Origin of the sequence: Sphingomonas sp. GlSt437, assembly GCF_048015635.2 — a bacterium.
Classification (GTDB): domain Bacteria; phylum Pseudomonadota; class Alphaproteobacteria; order Sphingomonadales; family Sphingomonadaceae; genus Sphingomonas.
Map to the genome: position 1 here is coordinate 1,675,285 of NZ_JBPGYA010000001.1, position 17,767 is coordinate 1,693,051.

General features: G+C 68.4%; 19 protein-coding genes and 1 tRNA gene. 11 read left to right on the forward strand and 9 right to left on the reverse strand.

Features of this window, described 5'->3' with window-relative positions; genetic code table 11:
* Positions 1 to 6: 6 nt before the first annotated feature.
* Positions 7 to 906, reverse strand: a complete 900-nt coding sequence (gene mtnP, locus ACLB0R_RS08290; RefSeq protein WP_416642792.1) for an S-methyl-5'-thioadenosine phosphorylase — start codon at positions 904 to 906, stop codon at positions 7 to 9.
* A 59-nt stretch (positions 907 to 965) separates the two neighbouring features.
* Here mtnP and ACLB0R_RS08295 point away from each other — a divergent pair, with 59 nt between their 5' ends.
* A complete protein-coding gene (locus ACLB0R_RS08295) occupies positions 966 to 1,388 on the forward strand; it encodes a DUF2147 domain-containing protein (RefSeq protein WP_416642793.1) in 423 nt (140 codons plus the stop codon).
* A 7-nt stretch (positions 1,389 to 1,395) separates the two neighbouring features.
* On the opposite strand, the gene ACLB0R_RS08300 is transcribed toward ACLB0R_RS08295, so the two are convergent.
* Positions 1,396 to 2,019, reverse strand: a complete 624-nt coding sequence (locus ACLB0R_RS08300; protein WP_416642794.1) for a DNA-3-methyladenine glycosylase family protein — start codon at positions 2,017 to 2,019, stop codon at positions 1,396 to 1,398.
* A gap of 69 nt (positions 2,020 to 2,088) precedes the next feature.
* Between ACLB0R_RS08300 and ACLB0R_RS08305 the strand changes: the two genes are divergently transcribed.
* Complete coding sequence (locus ACLB0R_RS08305) at positions 2,089 to 2,406, forward strand: 2Fe-2S iron-sulfur cluster-binding protein (RefSeq protein ID WP_416642795.1); 318 nt, start codon at positions 2,089 to 2,091, stop codon at positions 2,404 to 2,406.
* Here ACLB0R_RS08305 and ACLB0R_RS08310 read toward each other — a convergent pair.
* From ACLB0R_RS08310 to ACLB0R_RS08320, 3 genes are read right to left on the reverse strand one after another with little or no spacing between them, the layout of a single operon-like run.
* Entirely contained in the window at positions 2,403 to 3,122 is a 720-nt protein-coding gene (locus ACLB0R_RS08310) for a hypothetical protein (RefSeq protein ID WP_416642796.1), read from the reverse strand. The genes ACLB0R_RS08305 and ACLB0R_RS08310 overlap by 4 nt on opposite strands.
* Before the next feature lie 16 nt (positions 3,123 to 3,138).
* On the reverse strand, positions 3,139 to 3,903 hold the full coding sequence (gene rlmB / locus ACLB0R_RS08315) for a 23S rRNA (guanosine(2251)-2'-O)-methyltransferase RlmB (RefSeq protein WP_416642797.1): 765 nt from the start codon (positions 3,901 to 3,903) through the stop codon (positions 3,139 to 3,141).
* Positions 3,904 to 3,915: 12 nt separating this feature from the next.
* Positions 3,916 to 5,526: a M20/M25/M40 family metallo-hydrolase gene (locus ACLB0R_RS08320; RefSeq protein ID WP_416642798.1), complete on the reverse strand. Its 1,611-nt coding sequence runs from the start codon at positions 5,524 to 5,526 to the stop codon at positions 3,916 to 3,918.
* A gap of 152 nt (positions 5,527 to 5,678) precedes the next feature.
* Between ACLB0R_RS08320 and ACLB0R_RS08325 the strand changes: the two genes are divergently transcribed.
* The 3 genes from ACLB0R_RS08325 to ACLB0R_RS08335 all read left to right on the forward strand — a co-directional run bounded on the left by ACLB0R_RS08325 (position 5,679) and on the right by ACLB0R_RS08335 (position 7,386).
* Positions 5,679 to 5,765 (forward strand) — tRNA-Tyr (locus tag ACLB0R_RS08325).
* A gap of 186 nt (positions 5,766 to 5,951) precedes the next feature.
* Positions 5,952 to 6,542, forward strand: a complete 591-nt coding sequence (locus ACLB0R_RS08330) for an NADPH-dependent FMN reductase (protein WP_416642799.1) — start codon at positions 5,952 to 5,954, stop codon at positions 6,540 to 6,542.
* A gap of 46 nt (positions 6,543 to 6,588) precedes the next feature.
* Positions 6,589 to 7,386, forward strand: a complete 798-nt coding sequence (locus ACLB0R_RS08335) for a DUF72 domain-containing protein (protein WP_416642800.1) — start codon at positions 6,589 to 6,591, stop codon at positions 7,384 to 7,386.
* A 10-nt stretch (positions 7,387 to 7,396) separates the two neighbouring features.
* On the opposite strand, the gene ACLB0R_RS08340 is transcribed toward ACLB0R_RS08335, so the two are convergent.
* The 3 genes from ACLB0R_RS08340 to hemC are packed head-to-tail and all read right to left on the reverse strand — an operon-like array spanning position 7,397 to position 9,998.
* Positions 7,397 to 8,350 (reverse strand): hypothetical protein, encoded by a 954-nt coding sequence (locus tag ACLB0R_RS08340; protein WP_416642801.1) that lies wholly within the window; start codon positions 8,348 to 8,350, stop codon positions 7,397 to 7,399.
* Positions 8,351 to 8,381: 31 nt separating this feature from the next.
* Positions 8,382 to 9,065 carry a uroporphyrinogen-III synthase gene (locus ACLB0R_RS08345; RefSeq protein WP_416642802.1) on the reverse strand — a complete coding sequence of 228 codons (684 nt, stop codon included), beginning with the start codon at positions 9,063 to 9,065 and terminating at the stop codon, positions 8,382 to 8,384.
* Positions 9,066 to 9,077: 12 nt separating this feature from the next.
* Complete coding sequence (gene hemC, locus ACLB0R_RS08350; RefSeq protein WP_416642803.1) at positions 9,078 to 9,998, reverse strand: hydroxymethylbilane synthase; 921 nt, start codon at positions 9,996 to 9,998, stop codon at positions 9,078 to 9,080.
* A gap of 38 nt (positions 9,999 to 10,036) precedes the next feature.
* On the opposite strand from hemC, the gene tsaD reads away from it, so the two are divergent.
* Positions 10,037 to 11,065 carry a tRNA (adenosine(37)-N6)-threonylcarbamoyltransferase complex transferase subunit TsaD gene (tsaD, locus tag ACLB0R_RS08355; RefSeq protein WP_416642804.1) on the forward strand — a complete coding sequence of 343 codons (1,029 nt, stop codon included), beginning with the start codon at positions 10,037 to 10,039 and terminating at the stop codon, positions 11,063 to 11,065.
* A complete protein-coding gene (locus ACLB0R_RS08360) occupies positions 11,062 to 12,039 on the forward strand; it encodes an NAD(P)H-dependent glycerol-3-phosphate dehydrogenase (protein ID WP_416642805.1) in 978 nt (325 codons plus the stop codon). Before tsaD ends, ACLB0R_RS08360 begins: the two co-directional genes overlap by 4 nt.
* Positions 12,040 to 12,047: 8 nt before the next feature.
* Here ACLB0R_RS08360 and ACLB0R_RS08365 read toward each other — a convergent pair whose 3' ends face one another.
* Positions 12,048 to 12,209 carry a DUF1674 domain-containing protein gene (locus ACLB0R_RS08365; protein ID WP_416642806.1) on the reverse strand — a complete coding sequence of 54 codons (162 nt, stop codon included), beginning with the start codon at positions 12,207 to 12,209 and terminating at the stop codon, positions 12,048 to 12,050.
* Between the two features lie 55 nt (positions 12,210 to 12,264).
* Between ACLB0R_RS08365 and ACLB0R_RS08370 the strand changes: the two genes are divergently transcribed.
* The 4 genes from ACLB0R_RS08370 (at position 12,265) to purH (ending at position 17,693) form a co-directional block, all read left to right on the forward strand.
* Positions 12,265 to 13,551 (forward strand): RsmB/NOP family class I SAM-dependent RNA methyltransferase, encoded by a 1,287-nt coding sequence (locus ACLB0R_RS08370; protein ID WP_416642807.1) that lies wholly within the window; start codon positions 12,265 to 12,267, stop codon positions 13,549 to 13,551.
* A 42-nt stretch (positions 13,552 to 13,593) separates the two neighbouring features.
* Positions 13,594 to 14,265, forward strand: coding sequence for a ribulose-phosphate 3-epimerase (gene rpe, locus ACLB0R_RS08375; protein WP_416642808.1), 672 nt, complete (start codon positions 13,594 to 13,596; stop codon positions 14,263 to 14,265).
* Entirely contained in the window at positions 14,262 to 15,998 is a 1,737-nt protein-coding gene (locus ACLB0R_RS08380; protein ID WP_416642809.1) for a heparinase II/III family protein, read from the forward strand. The genes rpe and ACLB0R_RS08380 overlap by 4 nt, the downstream gene beginning before the upstream one ends.
* A 123-nt stretch (positions 15,999 to 16,121) precedes the next feature.
* On the forward strand, positions 16,122 to 17,693 hold the full coding sequence (purH, locus tag ACLB0R_RS08385) for a bifunctional phosphoribosylaminoimidazolecarboxamide formyltransferase/IMP cyclohydrolase (RefSeq protein WP_416642810.1): 1,572 nt from the start codon (positions 16,122 to 16,124) through the stop codon (positions 17,691 to 17,693).
* The last annotated feature ends 74 nt before the right edge of the window (positions 17,694 to 17,767 follow it).

Below are 17,767 nucleotides of genomic sequence, written 5' to 3' on the forward strand. Positions count from 1 at the left end.
CGCGAGTCAGTGCTTGGCGAGCACGCGCCCTGCCACCGCATCGAGCTTCGCCAGCAGCGCCGGGTCGCGGGCCTCGGGCGCAGTGATCAGCGCATAGTCGAGCACGCTATCAAGCGGTGAGGGCTCGCGGACGGGCGGCAGCGCCTCGACGAACGCCTTCACCGTTGCTCGTGCCAGCGCACCGTTCGCGGCCATCTGCGCGATGATCTCCGCCACCTCGACATGCGCCTCTTCCTCGCGCCAGCAATCATAATCGGTGACCATGCCGATCAGCGCATAAGGCAGCTCGGCCTCGCGGGCGAGCTTGGCTTCGGGCATCGCGGTCATGCCGATCACATCGGCGCCCCATTGCCGGTAGAGCAGGCTTTCCGCGCGTGTCGAGAATTGCGGGCCTTCCATGGCGAGATAAGTCGCGCCGAGTGTCGACTGCCCGCCGGCCTGCGTGATCGCGGCATCGGCGAAGGTAGAGAGGCGCGGGCAGACGGGCTCCGCCATCGAGACATGCGCGACCATACCGCTGGTGAAGAAGCTCGACGGCCGGCCCTTGGTGCGATCGATGAACTGATCGACCACCACGAAGCGGCCCGGCGCCAGCTCTTCCTGCAAGCTGCCGATCGAGCTGATCGCGAGGATGTCGGTGCAGCCGGCGCGCTTCAGCGCGTCGATATTGGCGCGCGCGTTCAATTCGGACGGGCTGATGCGGTGGCCCCGGCCATGGCGCGGCAGGAAGACGAGCTTGACCGCGCCGAGCCGGCCGAACAGCAATTGGTCGGATGGCGGGCCCCACGGCGTCTCGACCGTGCGCCACTCGGCATCCTCCAGCCCACCGATCGCGTAGAGCCCCGATCCGCCGATGATCCCGATCGTCCAGCCGCCGATATTCTGGCCATCACCTCGAATTGCCATGTTCACTCCTGACAGTCGCCATGCCATATGTTGCCCGGGCCTGTTGCCGGGGAGATTCGATGCGCCGCCTGACTGCTCTAGCTGCTGCTATTGCCATCATCGGTGCCGCCCCTGCCCATGCCGCCGACCCGATCACGGGGCAATGGCTAACCGCCAAAGGCAATGCGGTTGTGACGATTAGCAAGTGCGGCGCGAACGCATGTGGCCGGATTTCACGCTTGCTCGTCACGACGCCGGAAAATCCCGATGGCCTCGATCGCCGCAACGGCAAGCCCGAGCTGCGTACCCGTAAGTTGGTCGGGCTGATGATCATTCCCAACTTTACCGATGCCGGCAAGGATTGGCGCGGCCGTATTTATTCGCCTGAGACGGGCGGGGAATATAGCGGCTACCTCTCCAGGAACGCTGACGGTACGCTGACTGTGAAGGGTTGTGTGGCGGCGCTGCTCTGCCAGACCCAGACGTGGAAGCCGGCGAAATAGCGGGCGTTTAAACGACCTTCATGCCCGACGAATAGTGGTGCCAGGCGAAGATCGCCGCCGCGCCGCGGTGGGGGCGCCAGGGTTCCGCCAGCTCGCGGCACAATTTCTCGCTCGGGCGCTCGTCATGGCCGAGCAGGCGACCGATCTCGATCTGCACCGCCAGATCGCCCGCCGGCCAGATATCGGTCCTGCCTTCGGCAAACAGCAGATAGATTTCCGCCGACCAGCGGCCAATGCCCTTGATCCGGACGAGCTGCGCAATCGCTTCCTCATCGTCGGCGGGCAGGTTCATCAGGTCAAGCCGGCCGCTCGTCACTTCATCCGCCAGGCTCTTGGCGTAGCTCGATTTCTGGCGTGAGAGGCCGGCGTCGCGCAAGCCCTCGGGCGTGGCGGCGGCGATCGTTTGCGGGTCATCCAAATCGCCGAGCCCGGCTTCGAGCTTGTTCCAGATCGACTGCGCCGCCTTTACTGACACCTGCTGGCCGACAATGGTGCGCAGCAACGTGCCATAGCCGCGATCGCGGATGCGCGGCTCGGGATAACCGACGCGCGCCACGGCGGCAGCGAAGGCGGGCTCACGCGCGGCCAGCGCATCGAGCGCCATCGTCAACTGCTCGGCGGAAAGGCCCATCAACTGCGTCCTTGAAATCGTGGATCGGCGACGGCAAGGGAGCGCGCGACACCTGTAGGGGAAATGGACATGCCAGAGCTTATCGTCGTGTTGCGCGATGGGGAAGAACGCACGATCACCGGCGAGGCGGGCTTGTCGGTGATGGAAGTGATCCGCGACGCGGGCATCGATGAAATCCTGGCGCTGTGCGGCGGCTGCTGCAGCTGCGCGACCTGCCATGTCCATGTCGACCCGGAATTTGCGGCCAAACTGCCGAAAATGAGCGAAGACGAGAATGATCTGCTCGAATCGTCCGCTGATCGCGACGATTATTCGCGGCTGTCGTGCCAGATCCCGTTCACCGACGCGCTGAACGGCCTGAAAGTCCGCGTCGCCGCCGAGGATTAACCGCCGGTCGCGAGCCTGAGCACGGCAGTCGGCGCGACCTTGGTCTGCGGCGTCGCGCGCCAGCGGATGATCTTGCGCCCGCCCGCCTCGCTTACGCCATCCTCGTTATTCTGGCTGACGATGGCCGCATCGGTATCGAGCGTGAAGCTGCCATCAAGCTGACTGGCGCCCGATGCCGCGCTGCCCATGCCACCGAGCCCGCCCACGTCGCCCATCGCCTTGCCGCTGCTATCGTCATTGGCGAAGGCAGGCGCCTTGACGCGCACCGTGCCGCCCTTGCGCAGCTCCAGCGCGATGAAGGGGAACATCACTTCGGCGTCGAGATTGAACGGCCAGACAAAATCATGGGTCAGCGTGCCGGTGATCGCGTAATCGACCATGAACTTGCCGTCGCCGAGATAGGTCACCTGGCGATAGCCCGCCTCGTGGCTCAGCGCCTCGGCAAGCGCGCGGCGCTTGCGCTCGGTCTCGGCCTTGGCCTGCGCGGCCTTTTCGGCATTGGCGCGTGCTTCGGCCGGGCTCGGCTTGTCGGCGCCTAAATTGGGGATGTCGGCACTGTCGCCGGCGTCGATCACTTCGCCCTGATAAGCGAACGCGAAATGGCCATCGGCGTCGATCTTCAGCGTCGAGGTGAACTTGCCCGGCGCCAGCACGCAGCTCGCGAGCGCCAGAGGCAGCAGCAACACCGCCGCCGCGCGCATTACCCGATGGATCATCGCCCGTCTCCCCGGTTCAGCGTGCCTCCCGGCTGGCGACGGCATAAAGCGCGATCGCCGCGGCGTTCGACACGTTCAGGCTCTCGATCCTAGCCGAAATCGGCAGCCGGGCCAAAGCGTCGCAATGTGCCTCCGTGTTTTGGCGCATGCCTTCGCCCTCGGCGCCGAGCACCAGCGCGATGCGGCCGGAGGTACCGATTGCTTGCGCTAATGTTGCGTCGGCGGCGCCAGTCAGGCCCACCCTCCAGAACCCGGCCTCGGCAATCTCGCCAAGCGCGCGCGCCAGGTTGACGACGCGCACCCAGGGCACCAGCTCCAAAGCGCCCGAGGCGGCGCGCGCAACAGTGCCCGATTCGGGCGGCGCGTGCCGGTCTTGCGTGACGATGCCGACCGCATCGAACGCGGCGGCCGAGCGCAGGATCGCGCCGACATTGTGCGGGTCGGTCACTTGGTCGAGCACCACCAGCGGCCGCGCGTCGCCGGCGTCGCCCACCTCCGCCAGCAGATCGGCGAGCCAGATATCCTCGAGCGGATCGACCTCGGCGACGATGCCCTGGTGCGGCGCATCCGACGGCACCAGCCGCGCGAGATCAGCGACATCGGCATAGGTCACCGGCACGCCATCAGGCAGGACGATCTCGCGCGCCGCCTCATGCGTGATCCACAGCTTGCGCACCGTGCGCGCGGGATTGTCGAGCGCGGCATAAACCGCGTGCCGCCCCCAGAAGCGCGGCCGGTTGGGATTGCCGCCCGCCGGCCGATGGCCACCCTTACGCGCCATCAGTCGCCGCCCTCACTCATCGTCTTTGCTATAGGCATAGGGGTCGGTCGTCGTTGGCTTGGTCGGCAGCGGCGGCCGGGGCAGTGCCTTTTCGGCATTGGCGGCGTTCAGCAGGAAGCTCGCCATGATCGTTGATGCCTGGCGCATGTCGTCGCCCTTCAGATGATCATAAGTGTCGATCGAGCTGTGGTGGACGCGGCTGTCATAATCGAGCGGGTCCTGGATGAACTGGAAGCCCTGCAGCCCGATCGCCTGCATGAAGACGTGATCAGTCCCGCCCGTCTTCTGGATGACGACATTGGTCGCGCCCATCGAATTGAACGGCGCCAGCCATTCGCGGAAAGTGGAGACGACCGCCGGATTGTTCTCGGCATAAATGCCGCGCACCTTGCCCGAGCCGTTGTCGAGATTGAAATAGGCGGCAAGGTCGCCATAGCCGGGCTTGGGATTGATCGGCCAGCGATTGGTCCAGCCGAGATAACGCGCCAGCCCGGTCGCGGGCGCATCACCCGGGTTGCCGCGCGTCGCCAGATGCTGCTCGACATAAGCCATGCTGCCGAGCAGGCCCTGCTCCTCGCCGACCCAAAGCGCGAAGCGGATCGTCCGCTTGGGCTTGATGCCCGATTTCGCCAGGATGCGCGCGGCTTCCATCACCATCACGCTGCCCGCGCCGTTATCCGCCGCGCCATCGCCCGCGACCCAGCTGTCGAGATGCGCGCCCGCCATCACATAGCCCGCCTTGGGGTCGCTGCCGGGGATTTCGGCGATGATGTTATAGGCCTTGCTGTCGCTGTCGTCGAAATGGACGACGCTATCGATTTCGAGCGTCGGCGCATCGCCGGCCTTGGCGAGGCGGGCGAGGCGGCGATAATCCTCGGCCGCAATCTGCACGCCGGGCAGGCTCGGCGTCGCGTCCTTGGTGAAGAGATAGCCCTCGCCGCTCACCAGCTTGCCGTCGCGATAGGCCTCGCTTGCCCAGGCGACCGCGCCCTCGGCTTTGAGGAACGCATCAAGCTTTTGCGCGAAGCCCAGCCGCTTCAGCGCACGATCGGGCGCGCTGGGGTCGAAATGCGGCGGCTGGAAGGTATCGAGCTTGCTCAGGTCCTCGCCGCTCAACCGCTGGAAGGGTGCCTCGCGCGGTTCCGATCCGCTGTCGGGCAGCGTGATCAGCACAATCTTGCCGGCGAGCTTGCCTTTCCATTTGGCGAAATCGGCTTCCTTGCTCAGCGGCGCGACGATGATCGGTGCGCTCACCGCGCCGTTGGTCGCCGGGGTCCACGCGACGGGGATTGCGGTCAGCTGAATGGGCCGCGGGGTGAGCATCCGCACGCTCGATCGTTCGATCCACCAGCCGCGGCCGAACTCGAAGCCTTCCTTGTGGACATTCGAAAGGCCCCAGTCCTTGAACTTCGACTGCGTCCAGTCCTCCGCCTTGCGGATCGCCGGCGAATTGGTGAGGCGCGGGCCGATGACGTCATCGAGATATTCCGCCGTCACCATCACTTCGCTGTGGTTGAGGCCTTCATTGATGATCTTGGCGGTCGCCGCCTTGTCGACCGATTGCGATGCGGCGGGCGCGGCAAGCGCAAGCGTGGCGACAGCGGCAAGTAGCGAACGGCGCATGGAAACCCCCTTGGTCGGTAGAAACACGGATGCGCGGTGCTAAGCGCAAGCGGCGGGGCCGCGCAAGAGGGCGCCGGAACGACCGCCCGCTGGTTGACAGCGACGGATTCGCTCGGCAAGGGGCCACGCTTCGCGGCTCAAGCGACACCCATGGAAGGGTGGCCGAGTGGTTAAAGGCAGCAGACTGTAAATCTGCCCGTCTCCGACGTACGCTGGTTCGAATCCAGCCCCTTCCACCAGCCCGCGAGATAAAGGGTCCGGGGGACCGTTTATCTCGCGGGCTCCCAGAGCGCAGCGGAGGGGCGCCGGGCCACACGCGCGGACGCCATCCCGCACCCGATCAGCGCGCCCCTGCACATGCCGCACCTTGGCGGCGGGCACTTAGCCTGCCATGCCCAGTCGCCACGCCCATCGGGAGCGCTCCCATGCCGCTAAAACTCCTCGTCCTCTATGGCTCTTATCGCCATAACCGCGCCGGCATCCGCCTCGCGCGCTATGCCGTCGCGCAGCTCAACGCGCGCGGCCACCATGCCGAGCTGATCGACGCCAGGGAGATAAACCTCCCCATGCTCGACCGCATGTACAAGGAATATCCGCCCGGCCAGGCGCCCGAAGCGATGGCAACGCTCGCTGCCAAGATCCGCGAGGCCGACGGCTTCGTCTTCGTAACCGGCGAATATAATTGGGGCATGCAACCGGGCCTGAAGAACCTGACCGACCATTTCCTCGAGGAGTGGTTCTGGCGACCGGCGGCGATCATCAGCTATTCGGCCGGGCGATTGGCGGGCGCCCGCGCCGCCGTCGCCTGGCATGGCACGCTCAGTGAAATGGGCATGGTGGTGATTTCGAGCACCGTCACCGTCGGCGGCATCGCCGGCGCGCTTGACGCCGATGACAAGCCGACCGGCGATGGCGGCCATGCGCTCGAAGCCACCTTCCCGCGCTTCGCGGCCGATCTCGAATGGTGGGCCAATGCCGCGCGCCGCCAGCGGGCGGACACCCCACCCCCCTATTGACCGGCGCGCTCTTCAAAACCGCCGGTCTTGGCTCTACGCCCCGATGATGAGCACCACACAGATTCGCGTCGGCATTGGCGGCTGGACCTATGAGCCGTGGCGCAACAATTTCTACCCCGAGAAATGGCCGCAGAAGCGCGAGCTTGAATATGCCGCGTCAAAGCTGACCGCGATTGAGATCAACGGTACTTATTATTCGTCGTTCAAGCCGGCGAGCTTCGCGGCCTGGGCAGCGGCAGTGCCTGATGATTTCGTCTTCGCGGTCAAGGCGAGCCGCTTCTGCACCAATCGCAAGGTTCTTGCCGACGCGGGCGAGTCGATCGAGCGTTTCGTTAGCCAAGGCTTGACCGAGCTGGGCCCCAAGCTCGGGCCGATCCTCTGGCAATTCATGGCGACCAAGAAGTTCGACGCCGACGATTTCGGCGCCTTCCTGAAATTGCTGCCGACCGCGCATGCCGGGGTGACGCTGCGCCACGCCGTACAAGTGCGACACGAGAGCTTCGCGACGCCGGCGTTCGTCGAGCTGGCGCGTGCGGCGGGCGTGGCGATCGTACACGCCGATTCGGCCGATTATCCGGCGATCGCCGATGTGTCGGGCGATCACGTCTATGTCCGGCTGGAGCAGGGCGTTGCCGAAGAGCCGGCTGGCTATGCGCCCGAGGCGCTCGATCGCTGGACCGGTATGGCGCGGGATTGGCAGCGGGGCGCGGCGCCTGCGCCCGTGCCGCTGGTCGCCGATCCGGCCCCGGCAACGCCGCGCGACGCGTTCGTGTTCTTCATCAACGGCGCCAAGGAACGCGCGCCCCATGGCGCGATGGCGTTGATCGAGCGATTGGGGCGCTAGGGCGCGCCGGTCAGGGCGTCGTTGCCGTCGCGGTGGTCGGCGTCGGCGGTGCGGTTGGCGCGCTGGGCGCCGGCGGGGTCGTCACCGCCGGGCGCTGGCCGGCGCGATGCGGCATCATCGCTTCGGGATCGGGCGAACCGGTGCCAACGAGAGCAACGGTCTCGATCAGATCGAGCGCGCGGTGCGCGTCGATATAGCGCTGCGCCGCTGCCCGCCACGCGCCGGCTTGGCCGGCACCGGGCATCCGGTCGATCTCGGCCAGCGCGGGTTCGACCTGACGCGCGTCGAGCAGGCGGCGAACGCGCGCCAGCCGGTCGGCGGGGTCAGGCGACGGCGTCCCTTCCTTGCGCAGGGTGACGAGCCCGGTCAGCGCGCGATGGAAGCTCGCCCACCAGCCATCCTGAATGCCGCCGGTGGTGAGCACCGGCGCGATCGATTCGAGCGCGAGGCGCAGATCCTCGACCGTCACCGGATTGCGTGACGCATCGATGATGGTGTTGACCGCGCGCGGCTGGCTCGCGCCGAAGCGCTGGCGCAGCTGGCCTTCGAGGTAGCCTAGCCCAAGCCCGCGATCGATCGCGCGGCGCGACGCAAAGGCCACCAGCAGCGCTTCGGCGCGGCCCGCATTGCCGGCGGCGAAGCGGCTATCCTGATCGATCATCGCTTCGCGCGCTTCCAGGCCCGCGAGCCGGCCGGAGAGCATTGCCACCCGCGCGTCGAGCGCGGCGGCATCGGGGGAACGCGGCGCGCTATCGGCTTCGGGCGGCGGCTGGAACATGCCGCTGCCGGTCGACGTCGCCTCGCCAGGGCGCGACGGCGCCGTCATCGTCCAGCCGGCATAATAGCGCACCAGCGCCAGCGTCACCAAGATCCCGGCCGCGAAGGCAAGCGCCATGAACAGGATGAACCCGCGCGATCCGGTGCGGCGCTTGGGCAAGGGATAGGTCGTCGGATCGCTGGCCATCGCGCCCTTATTCCCTTGCCGGGCGATGGGGTCAATCGGCGAGGCGTTGCGCGGTCGCGATGAGCGCGGCATCGTTTGGAGCGTCCGCTACCGCCACCGCGCCCCAGCCATGGCCGGCGGCGTCGGCGGCGGCGTGGCTGATCGCGGCGATATCGAGCGTGGCGCGCGCGATGCCGGCCTGGTCGATCAGCGCGGCGAGACGCGCGCCGGCGCGCGGCGAATGGAGCAGCGCGACGGTGCCGATCAAGGCCGTCAGCTCGTCTCGTCCGATCGGCACTTCCTCGCTCGCATAGACCGCGACGCGCTCGGCGATGATGCCATCCGCGCCCCCATCGCCGGCGCTGACGTCACGGCCGCTCAGGTGAAGGCCGCGGGTGACGCCATGGCGCTGGGCAGCCGCCATCAGCGCGGCGGCATCGCCCTCGCCGGTCAGCGCGACCGAAAAGCCGGCCGTCTGCGCTGCTTCGGCGGTTGCCTTGCCCACCGCGAAGGTAGGCAGATGCCGGAGCCGATCGAGCGCTGGCCCCGCGTGACGCACCGCATTGGCGCTGGTGACGATGATGGCGTCAAAGCGTCGAGCGTCGGGCGCTTGCCATGCCAGCGGCTGCACGGCGAACAGCGGCAGGCGGATCGCGGTCAGGCCGAGGGCTTCGATCCGGCGCGCGGTGGCGCTGTTGCCGGGTTCGGGCCGCAGCACTGCGATGGGCCGGGGCATGGCCGGCGCCGATCAGCCGCCGAACAGCGCCGCAACGCTGGCCGGCGCGCGCGCGATGAGGTCGGCGGCGAGCGCTTGCGCGGCTGCGGCGTCGTCGCCGGTCGATTGCCTTTCGCCATCCACCGCCGCGCTGCCATCGGCGGCGTAAAGCGTGGCGCGCAGGTGCAAGCCCTCACCATCGAGCGTCGCCAGCGCCGCGACCGGCGAGTGGCAATCGGCGTTGAGCGCGGCAAGCAGCGCCCGCTCGGCAAGCACACAGCGATGCGTCGGCGCATCATCGATTGCCGCCAGCAGCGCCAGCGTCGCCCCATCATCCGCGCGCGCCTCGATCCCGACGGCACCCTGAGCGGGCGCGGGTGGCATGACGTCAATCGGCACCGCCGCGCCGACATCTCCGCGCCCCAGCCGGTCGAGCCCGGCGGCGGCCAGCAACGTCGCGTCGATTTCGCCTGAGGCCACCTTGCCGAGCCGCGTATCGACATTGCCGCGCAGCAGCGTGATCTCCAGATCAGGACGCACGCGCTTCAACTGCGCCGCGCGGCGCGGCGAGCTTGTCCCCACCCGCGCACCCTGGCGCAGCGCAGCGATGCTCTCGGCGCCGATCAGCCGATCGCGGACATCGGCGCGTGGCAGCATCGCGGCGATGGCGATGGCTTCGGGCCGGATCGTCTCGACATCCTTCATCGAGTGAACGGCAAAGTCGATTTCGCCGTCGAGCAATGCGCGGTCAAGCTCTTTGGTCCACAGCGCCTTGCCGCCGATTTCGGCGAGTGCGCGGTCCTGGACGATATCGCCGGTGGTCTTGACCGTAACGATCTCGATCGCATCCTCGGCCAGGCCATGCGCGGCCATCAGCGCGGCGCGGACCATGCGGGCCTGAGTCAAAGCGAGTGGCGAGCCTCGGGTGCCGAGGCGTAAGACGGGAGAGCCCATGGCTTGTGCTAGCCCCGTTGCCCGCTAGAGAGCAAGCCATGGCGCTGATCCTCGGCCTGGAATCGAGCTGCGACGAAACGGCGGCGGCACTAGTGACGAGCGACCGCGTCGTCCGCGCGCACAAGCTGGCGGGTCAGGAAGCCGCGCACCGTCCCTATGGCGGGGTGGTACCTGAAATCGCCGCGCGCGCACATGTAGAGGTGCTGAGCCCGCTGGTTGAGGCCGCGCTGGCGGAAGCGGGTGTGACCCTGGCCGAGGTTGACGCCATTGCGGCAACGGCGGGGCCGGGGCTGATCGGTGGCGTCATGGTGGGCCTCGTCACCGGCAAGGCGCTGGCGCACGCGGCGGGCAAGCCGCTCATCGCGGTCAATCATCTCGAAGGCCATGCGCTCAGCCCGCGGCTTGCCGATCCCGATCTTGCCTTTCCCTATCTGTTGCTGCTGGTGTCTGGCGGGCATTGCCAGTTGCTGCTGGTCGAAGGCGTTGGCCGCTATCGCCGCTTGGCGACGACGATCGACGATGCAGCGGGCGAGGCGTTCGACAAGGTCGCCAAGCTGCTCGACCTGGGCTTTCCCGGCGGCCCGGCGGTCGAGCGCGCGGCGCTGGAGGGCAATCCCTGGGCGGTGCCGCTGCCGCGCCCGCTGGTCGGGTCGGGCGAGCCGCATTTCTCGTTCGCGGGCTTGAAGAGCGCGGTGGCGCGCGTCGTCGGCCAGTATCCGGTGGGCGATATCGCTGCCTCGTTCCAGCAGGCGGTGGTCGATTGCCTCGTCGATCGCACCCGGATCGCGCTGGCGGCGGCGCCTGAGGCTAGCGCGCTGGTCGTGGCGGGCGGTGTCGCGGCCAATCAGGCGGTGCGCGCGGCGCTGACCAGCCTCGCCGCCGAGCAGGGCAAGCGCTTCGTGGCACCCCCGCTCTGGCTGTGCACCGACAATGCCGCGATGATCGCCTGGGCGGGCGCCGAGCGCTTTGCGGCGGGCTTGACCGACCCGCTCGACGCGCCGGCGCGCCCGCGCTGGCCGCTCGATCCGTCGGCGGAAGCCGTGCGGGGTGCGGGAGTGAAGGCGTGAGGATCGGCGTCATCGGCGGCGGCGCCTGGGGGACGGCGCTCGCGCAAGTCGCGGCGGCGACGGGTGACGAGGTGCTGCTCTGGGCGCGCGAGCCGCAGGTCGTGGCGTCAATCAACGGCGCGCACGAGAACCCGCTATTCCTGCCTGACGTCAAGCTGTCGCCGGCGATCCGGGCGACGGGTAACCTCGGCGATTTGTCGGCAGCGGATGCACTGCTCGTGGTCACGCCAGCCCAGCACGTCCGCGCGATTCTGGCGGAAACGGCGGTGGGAAGCCGGCCGCTGGTGCTGTGCGCCAAGGGGATCGAGGCCGGCACGCGGCTCTTAGTCGGCGAGGTGGCGGCGCAGCTGCACCCGCGCGCGCCGATCGCGGTGCTCTCCGGCCCCACCTTCGCGCGCGAAGTCGCCGCCGGGTTGCCGACGGCGATGACGCTCGCCTGCGCCGATGCTGCCGTCCGCGACGCGCTGACGGCCCGCCTCGCCCGCCCGACGTTCCGGCTCTACGCCAGCGACGACGTGATCGGCGCGGAGATTGGCGGCGCGGTCAAGAATGTGCTCGCCATTGCCTGCGGCGTGGTCGAGGGCGCCGGGCTCGGCCAGAATGCGCGCGCTGCGCTCATCGCGCGCGGCTTTGCCGAAATGACGCGCTTTGGCTTGGCGCGCGGCGCGCAGGCGGAAACGCTCGCCGGACTGTCGGGGCTCGGCGATCTGGTGCTGACCTGCTCGTCACCCGCCTCGCGTAACTATGCGCTCGGCATCGGCCTGGGGCAGGGGCGACCCGCCGCCGCTTTGCTCGACAGCCAGCGCACCGTTGCGGAAGGGGCCTTCACCGCGCCGGTGCTGCGCGAGGCGGCGCAAGCGGCGGGCGTCGAGATGCCCGTTGTCGAAGCGGTGTGCGCGCTGCTCGAAGGCGCGCCGGTCGCCGCCGTTGTCGAGGCGCTGCTGGCCCGGCCGTTAACCGCCGAAAGCCGCTGAGCGGAGCGCTAGAAATCGACCGCCACGCCCTTCAGCGACCAATCGCCATAGCGCGTCGGATCAAGGCCGAGCGGGTCGTCGCTTGCCGGCTTGGGCGGCGCGGGCTTGGGCACCGGCGGGCTCTTGGCGAGGTGCGCGGGCGGCTTCACATGGCTGGGACGCTGGCCCATGGCTGGCTCCGTTCGATCGTTGCCGCCACTTGGGGCGAGCGGAAAGCAAGCGCAAGTGGCTGAGCGACGCGCGCCCGCTGCCGATCCGCCCGGCGTCGCTGCCCGGCGCGCGGCCTTGCGCGTGCTCGATGGCGTCTTGCGGCGCGGCGAGGCGCTCGAAGTCGCGCTCGGCCCGGCCACGCGCGGGCTCGATCGCGCTGACGATCGCGGCCTGGTCCATGCGCTTGCTGCTGCCGTGCTGCGCTGGATGGTCGATCTCGACGCGCTGATCGACAGTGCGACCGCGCGCGCGCTGCCTGATGACGCCAAGGCGCGGATGGCGCTGCGCCTTGCGCTGGCGCAAGCGCTGGTGCTCGGCACGCCCGGCCATGCGGCGATCGCCACGGTGCTGCCGCTCGTCGATGGCGGGCCGAGGAAGCTCGTCCATGGCGTGTTCGGCACGCTGATGCGGCGACCGGTCGCCTTGCCCGAGGTGCCGACGCTGCCCGCCCCCGTCGCGGCGCGGTGGCAAGCGGCGTGGGGCGCAGCGATGGTCGCCGGCGCCGAACGCGCGCTGGCCGCGCCGCCGCCGCTCGACCTGACGCTCGCCGATGCGGGCCAGACCGAGGCGCTGGCGGCGCGGCTGCATGGCGTCAGTCTCATGCCCGGCCATCTCCGCCTCGCCGAGCACGGCGGCGTGCCCGAGATCGAAGGGTTCGGCGAAGGCGGCTGGTGGGTGCAGGATCTGGCGGCGTCGCTGCCGGCACGGTTGATCGGCGGCGGCGAGGGGCGCGCAATCGACGTTTGCGCGGCACCCGGCGGCAAGACGATGCAGCTCGCGGCGGCGGGCTGGCACGTGACCGCGATCGACATCGCCGAAAGTCGTCTGGCGCGACTTTCCGAAAACCTCGGGCGCACGGGGCTCTCGGCCGAGATCGTGACGGCGGATGCGCTCAAATGGTCGCCGCCGGCGCCCGCCGATGCCGTCCTGCTCGACGCGCCCTGCAGCGCTACCGGCATTTTCCGCCGCCACCCCGATGTGCTTTACCGCGCGCATCCCCGGCTGATCGGCGAGATGGTGGCACTGCAGACGCGATTGCTCAACCGTGTCGCTAACTGGGTGCGCCCGGGCGGCGTGCTTGTCTACGCGACCTGCTCGCTCGAGCCCGAGGAGGGCGAGCGGCAGCTCGAGCGCTTCTTGGCGGCGCACGCCAATTTCACGCTCGACCCGGTGCTGCCCGACGAGCTGCCGGACGGCGTCCCCGCCACGCGGCAGGGCTGGCTCCGGACTTTTCCACAACAGATTGCGGATAAGGGCGGTTTGGACGGGTTTTTTGCCGCACGGATGATTCGCACTGGCTGATGCCTCGCTTGCGAGCGGCGTCAACAATGCTATTGCCCTGCCATGTCAACCCCGGCTCGTCCCGTGCGTATCGCGCCCTCGATCCTGAGCGCCGATTTCGCGCGACTAGGCGAGGAAGTCCGCGCGATCGATGCCGCTGGCGCCGACTGGATCCATATCGACGTGATGGACGGGCATTTCGTCCCCAACATCACCATCGGGCCGGCGGTGGTGAAGGCGCTGCGCCCGCACAGCGCCAAGCCGTTCGACGTCCACCTGATGATTTCGCCGGTCGATGTATATCTTGAGGCGTTCGCTGAGGCCGGCGCCGATACGATTACCGTCCACCCCGAAGCGGGGCCGCACCTCCACCGCTCGCTCCAGCGGATCAAGGCGCTGGGCAAGCGCGCCGGCGTGGTGCTCAACCCCGCGACGCCTGCGAAGATGCTCGATTATGTGCTGGAGGAGGTTGATCTCGTCCTGGTCATGAGCGTCAATCCCGGTTTTGGCGGGCAAAGCTTCATCCCCTCGCAATTGCGCAAGATCGCCGCGATCCGCACGATGATCGACAAGCTCGGCAAGCCCATCGATCTCGAAGTCGATGGGGGCATCGATCCTGAGATCGCGCGCGCCTGCGTTGAGGCAGGCGCCGATGCGCTGGTAGCCGGCACTGCGGGGTTTCGTGGCGGCGCGGGCAGCTATGCCGCGAACATCCAGGCGTTGAGGGGCGCGTGATCGAGGTGGAGGAACGCCCGATCGAAGCCGATGGCATCGAGCCCGGCAAGCGCTTGATCCGGGTCGGCGGCGACAAGGGATTGTCACTTGCCGAACGTATTAGCGAGCGGCTTTATCGACTCACCTGGCGCACGCCGATTCACGGAGTCAGGCTGAAAGGGCGGCATCCGTTGAAGCTGATCGCGGTTCCCGACGATCCCTTCGCCGGCGATGTGGCGCGCGGGCGCGCGCTGCTCGACGGTCGCGTGCTGTTCGCGGGCGAGGCGCGCGAGATCAAGGGCCTCAATTTCGCCAAGCCCGATTGGTCGCGGCGGATGGGCGATTATCTCCACAGCTTCGCCTGGCTGCGGGATTTGTCGACCGTGGCGACGCGCCAACAGGCCTCGCCGATCGCGGAGGCGCTGATGCGGCGCTGGCTCGATGCGCATGCCGATACGGTGAGCGAGCCTGCCTGGCGGCCTGACTTGTGGGGGCGGCGCGTGCAGTTCTGGACCGCGCACGCGCCGCTGATCCTGTCGTCGACTGATCTCGTCTATCGCTCCAAGGTGCTCAACACCCTGGCGCGCGGCGCTCGGCATCTCGACGGCACGGCGGACAAGGCAGCCCCCGGCGCGGGGCGGCTGGCGGCCTGGGCGGGGGTGATCACCGCCGGTCTGCTGATCCCGGCGGGCGAGCCGCGCCGCAAGCTCGGCGAAAGCGGGCTGGCCAAGGCAATCCAGGCGTCCGTCTTTGGCGATGGCGGCATCGTCGCGCGCTCGCCGCTCGCCCAGATCGACGCCTTGATGCTGCTCACGAAGCTGCGCGCGGCATACGATGTTCGCCGGCTGGAGCCGCCCGAATTCCTCAACAGCACGCTCGCCCGCATGGTGCCGCCGCTGCTCGGCATTTGTCATGGCGACCATGGCTTGTCGAGCTGGCAAGGCGGCGGCCCGCTGCGTGGCGAGGATGTTGATGCGGTAATCGCGGCCACCGGCGTCCGCACCCGCCCGCTGAAACAGGCGCGCGACTGGGGCTATCAGCGGCTCGCGGCAGGGCAGACGGTGATCGTCGTCGATGCTGCACCCCCGCCGGTCGCGCGGCTGGTCGAGGGCGGTTGCGGCTCGACGCTGGCGTTCGAAATGTCGGAAGGGCCGCAGCGGCTGATCGTCAATTGCGGCGGCGCGCGCACGCTGTCGATCAACGTGCCGGCGGCGCTGGCCGAAGGACTGCGCACGACCGCGGCGCATTCGACCCTGGTGCTCGCCGATAGCAACTCGACCGCGATCCACGCCGATGGCACGCTGGGCAAAGGCGTCGCCGAGGTCGAGCTCAATCGCCAGGAAAGCGAAGCATCGAGCCGGATCGAGGCGAGCCATGACGGTTATGCCAAGCGCTTCGGCTTCGTCCATCGCCGGCAATTGATCCTTTCCGCCGACGGCCGGGATTTGCGCGGCGAGGATATGCTGCTGCCCGCCGGCAAAAAGCGCCGCGTCGGCGAGATCGGCTTTGCGGTGCGCTTCCACCTCGCGCCCGGCGTCCAGGTATCGCCCACCGCAGACGGGCAAGCGGCGCTGCTGCGGCTGCCCTCGGGCACCTTGTGGCAATTCCGCTGCCGGGGCGGCGCGCTGACGGTCGAGGAAAGTCTGTGGGTCGACGCCGATGGCCGCGCCCAATCGACGCTGCAGCTCGTCGTGTCGGGGGAAACGCCAGCGGGCGGCACCAATGTCAGCTGGGCCTTGAAGCGCGCGATGTGATCGGCGAGAGGGGCCCCGAATAATCTAAAGCCGTTCGTGTCGAGCGAAGTCGAGACACGTCATCCCGGTCTCTGCGAGATATCCCGTCCCTCGACTTCGCTCGGGACGAACGGAAAGGGGCACATGACCACCATCAAGATCAACCGCGCGCTGCTATCGGTTTCGGACAAGACCGGCATCGTCGATCTCGGCCGCGCTCTCGCGGCGAAGGGCGTCGAGCTGGTCTCGACCGGCGGCACGGCCAAGGCGTTGCGCGACGCGGGGCTCGAGGTGCGTGACATCAGCGAGCTCACCGGCTTTCCCGAGATGATGGATGGCCGCGTCAAGACGCTGCACCCCAAGGTGCATGGCGGCTTGCTCGCGGTGCGCGATGACCCGGCGCACGCCGCGGCGATGGCCGAGCATGGCATCGGCGCGATCGATCTTGTCGTCGTCAATCTCTACCCGTTCGAGGCGACGGTGGCCAAAGGCGCCGGGCGCGACGAGATTATCGAGAATATCGATATCGGTGGCCCATCGATGGTGCGATCCGCCGCGAAGAACCACGCTTATATCGCGATCGTCACTGATCCCGCCGATTACGCGTTGGTCGCTGCCGGCGAAACGACGCTGGAGGATCGCAAGCGCCTCGCCGCCAAGGCCTTTGCCGCGACCGCCGCCTATGACTCGATGATCGCCAGCTGGTTCGGCTTTGCCGATCAGGGCCAGTTCTTCCCGCCGACGCTGCCGCTCATCCTCGAAGCGCCGCAGCCGCTGCGCTATGGCGAGAACCCGCACCAGCAAGCGGCATTCTACCGCCATCGTGGGCCCGCCGGCGCCGGCATCGGCCAGGCGCGGCAAGTCCAGGGCAAGGAGCTGTCCTACAATAATTACAACGACGCCGACGCCGCGCTCGATCTGGTCAGCGAGTTCCGCGATGCAGGGCCGACCTGCGTCATCGTCAAACATGCCAATCCGTGCGGCGTCGCCACCGCCGCAACGCTGGCCGAGGCTTATGCCCAGGCTTTTGCCTGCGATACGGTGTCGGCATTCGGCGGCATCGTCGCGCTCAATCGGCCGCTCGACGAAGCGACGGCGCGCGCGATCACCGATATCTTCACCGAAGTCGTCGTCGCGCCCGATGCGGATGAAGCGGCGCTCGCGGTGTTCGCGACCAAGCGCAATTTGCGGCTGCTCCTCACTGGCGATCTCCCCAATCCGGCGCGCGGCGGCTTCAACGTCAAGACGATCACCGGCGGCTGGCTGGTGCAGACGCGCGACAATGGGCGGGTGTCGGCCGATGATCTCAAGGTCGTCACCCAGCGCGCGCCGACCGAGCAGGAACTTGCCGACTGCCTGTTCGCCTGGACGGTCGCCAAGCATGTCAAGTCGAACGCGATCGTCTATGCCAGGGATGGCGCGACCGCCGGCATTGGTGCCGGGCAGATGAACCGGCTGCAATCCTCGCAAATCGCTGCCGCCAAAGCCCGCGACGCTGCGGCGCAGGCGGGCTGGGCGGAGCCGCGCACGATCGGCTCGGCGGTCGCGTCGGATGCGTTTTTCCCCTTTGCCGATGGTCTGCTGGCAGCAGCGGAAGCAGGCGCCACCGCGGTCATCCAGCCCGGCGGCTCGATCCGCGATGACGAGGTTATCGCAGCCGCCGATGCGGCCGGGCTGGCGATGGTCTTCACCGGCATGCGCCACTTCCGCCACTGACGCGATCCGTCATGCCAGCGAAAGCTGGCATCGCTCGCCCTGTACCGCGCGACGCCAGCGTTCGCCGGCGTGAC

Coding starts and splice junctions, on each gene's coding strand:
- rpe (WP_416642808.1), top strand. CDS start 13,594: ATGTCAACCCCGGCTCGTCCCGTGCGTATCGCGCCCTCGATCCTGAGC.
- mtnP (WP_416642792.1), bottom strand. CDS start 906: ATGGCAATTCGAGGTGATGGCCAGAATATCGGCGGCTGGACGATCGGG.
- ACLB0R_RS08365 (WP_416642806.1), bottom strand. CDS start 12,209: ATGGGCCAGCGTCCCAGCCATGTGAAGCCGCCCGCGCACCTCGCCAAG.
- ACLB0R_RS08310 (WP_416642796.1), bottom strand. CDS start 3,122: ATGATCCATCGGGTAATGCGCGCGGCGGCGGTGTTGCTGCTGCCTCTG.
- ACLB0R_RS08300 (WP_416642794.1), bottom strand. CDS start 2,019: ATGGGCCTTTCCGCCGAGCAGTTGACGATGGCGCTCGATGCGCTGGCC.
- purH (WP_416642810.1), top strand. CDS start 16,122: ATGACCACCATCAAGATCAACCGCGCGCTGCTATCGGTTTCGGACAAG.
- ACLB0R_RS08345 (WP_416642802.1), bottom strand. CDS start 9,065: ATGCCCCGGCCCATCGCAGTGCTGCGGCCCGAACCCGGCAACAGCGCC.
- hemC (WP_416642803.1), bottom strand. CDS start 9,998: ATGGGCTCTCCCGTCTTACGCCTCGGCACCCGAGGCTCGCCACTCGCT.
- ACLB0R_RS08330 (WP_416642799.1), top strand. CDS start 5,952: ATGCCGCTAAAACTCCTCGTCCTCTATGGCTCTTATCGCCATAACCGC.
- ACLB0R_RS08320 (WP_416642798.1), bottom strand. CDS start 5,526: ATGCGCCGTTCGCTACTTGCCGCTGTCGCCACGCTTGCGCTTGCCGCG.
- ACLB0R_RS08335 (WP_416642800.1), top strand. CDS start 6,589: ATGAGCACCACACAGATTCGCGTCGGCATTGGCGGCTGGACCTATGAG.
- ACLB0R_RS08340 (WP_416642801.1), bottom strand. CDS start 8,350: ATGGCCAGCGATCCGACGACCTATCCCTTGCCCAAGCGCCGCACCGGA.
- ACLB0R_RS08305 (WP_416642795.1), top strand. CDS start 2,089: ATGCCAGAGCTTATCGTCGTGTTGCGCGATGGGGAAGAACGCACGATC.
- tsaD (WP_416642804.1), top strand. CDS start 10,037: ATGGCGCTGATCCTCGGCCTGGAATCGAGCTGCGACGAAACGGCGGCG.
- rlmB (WP_416642797.1), bottom strand. CDS start 3,903: ATGGCGCGTAAGGGTGGCCATCGGCCGGCGGGCGGCAATCCCAACCGG.
- ACLB0R_RS08295 (WP_416642793.1), top strand. CDS start 966: ATGCGCCGCCTGACTGCTCTAGCTGCTGCTATTGCCATCATCGGTGCC.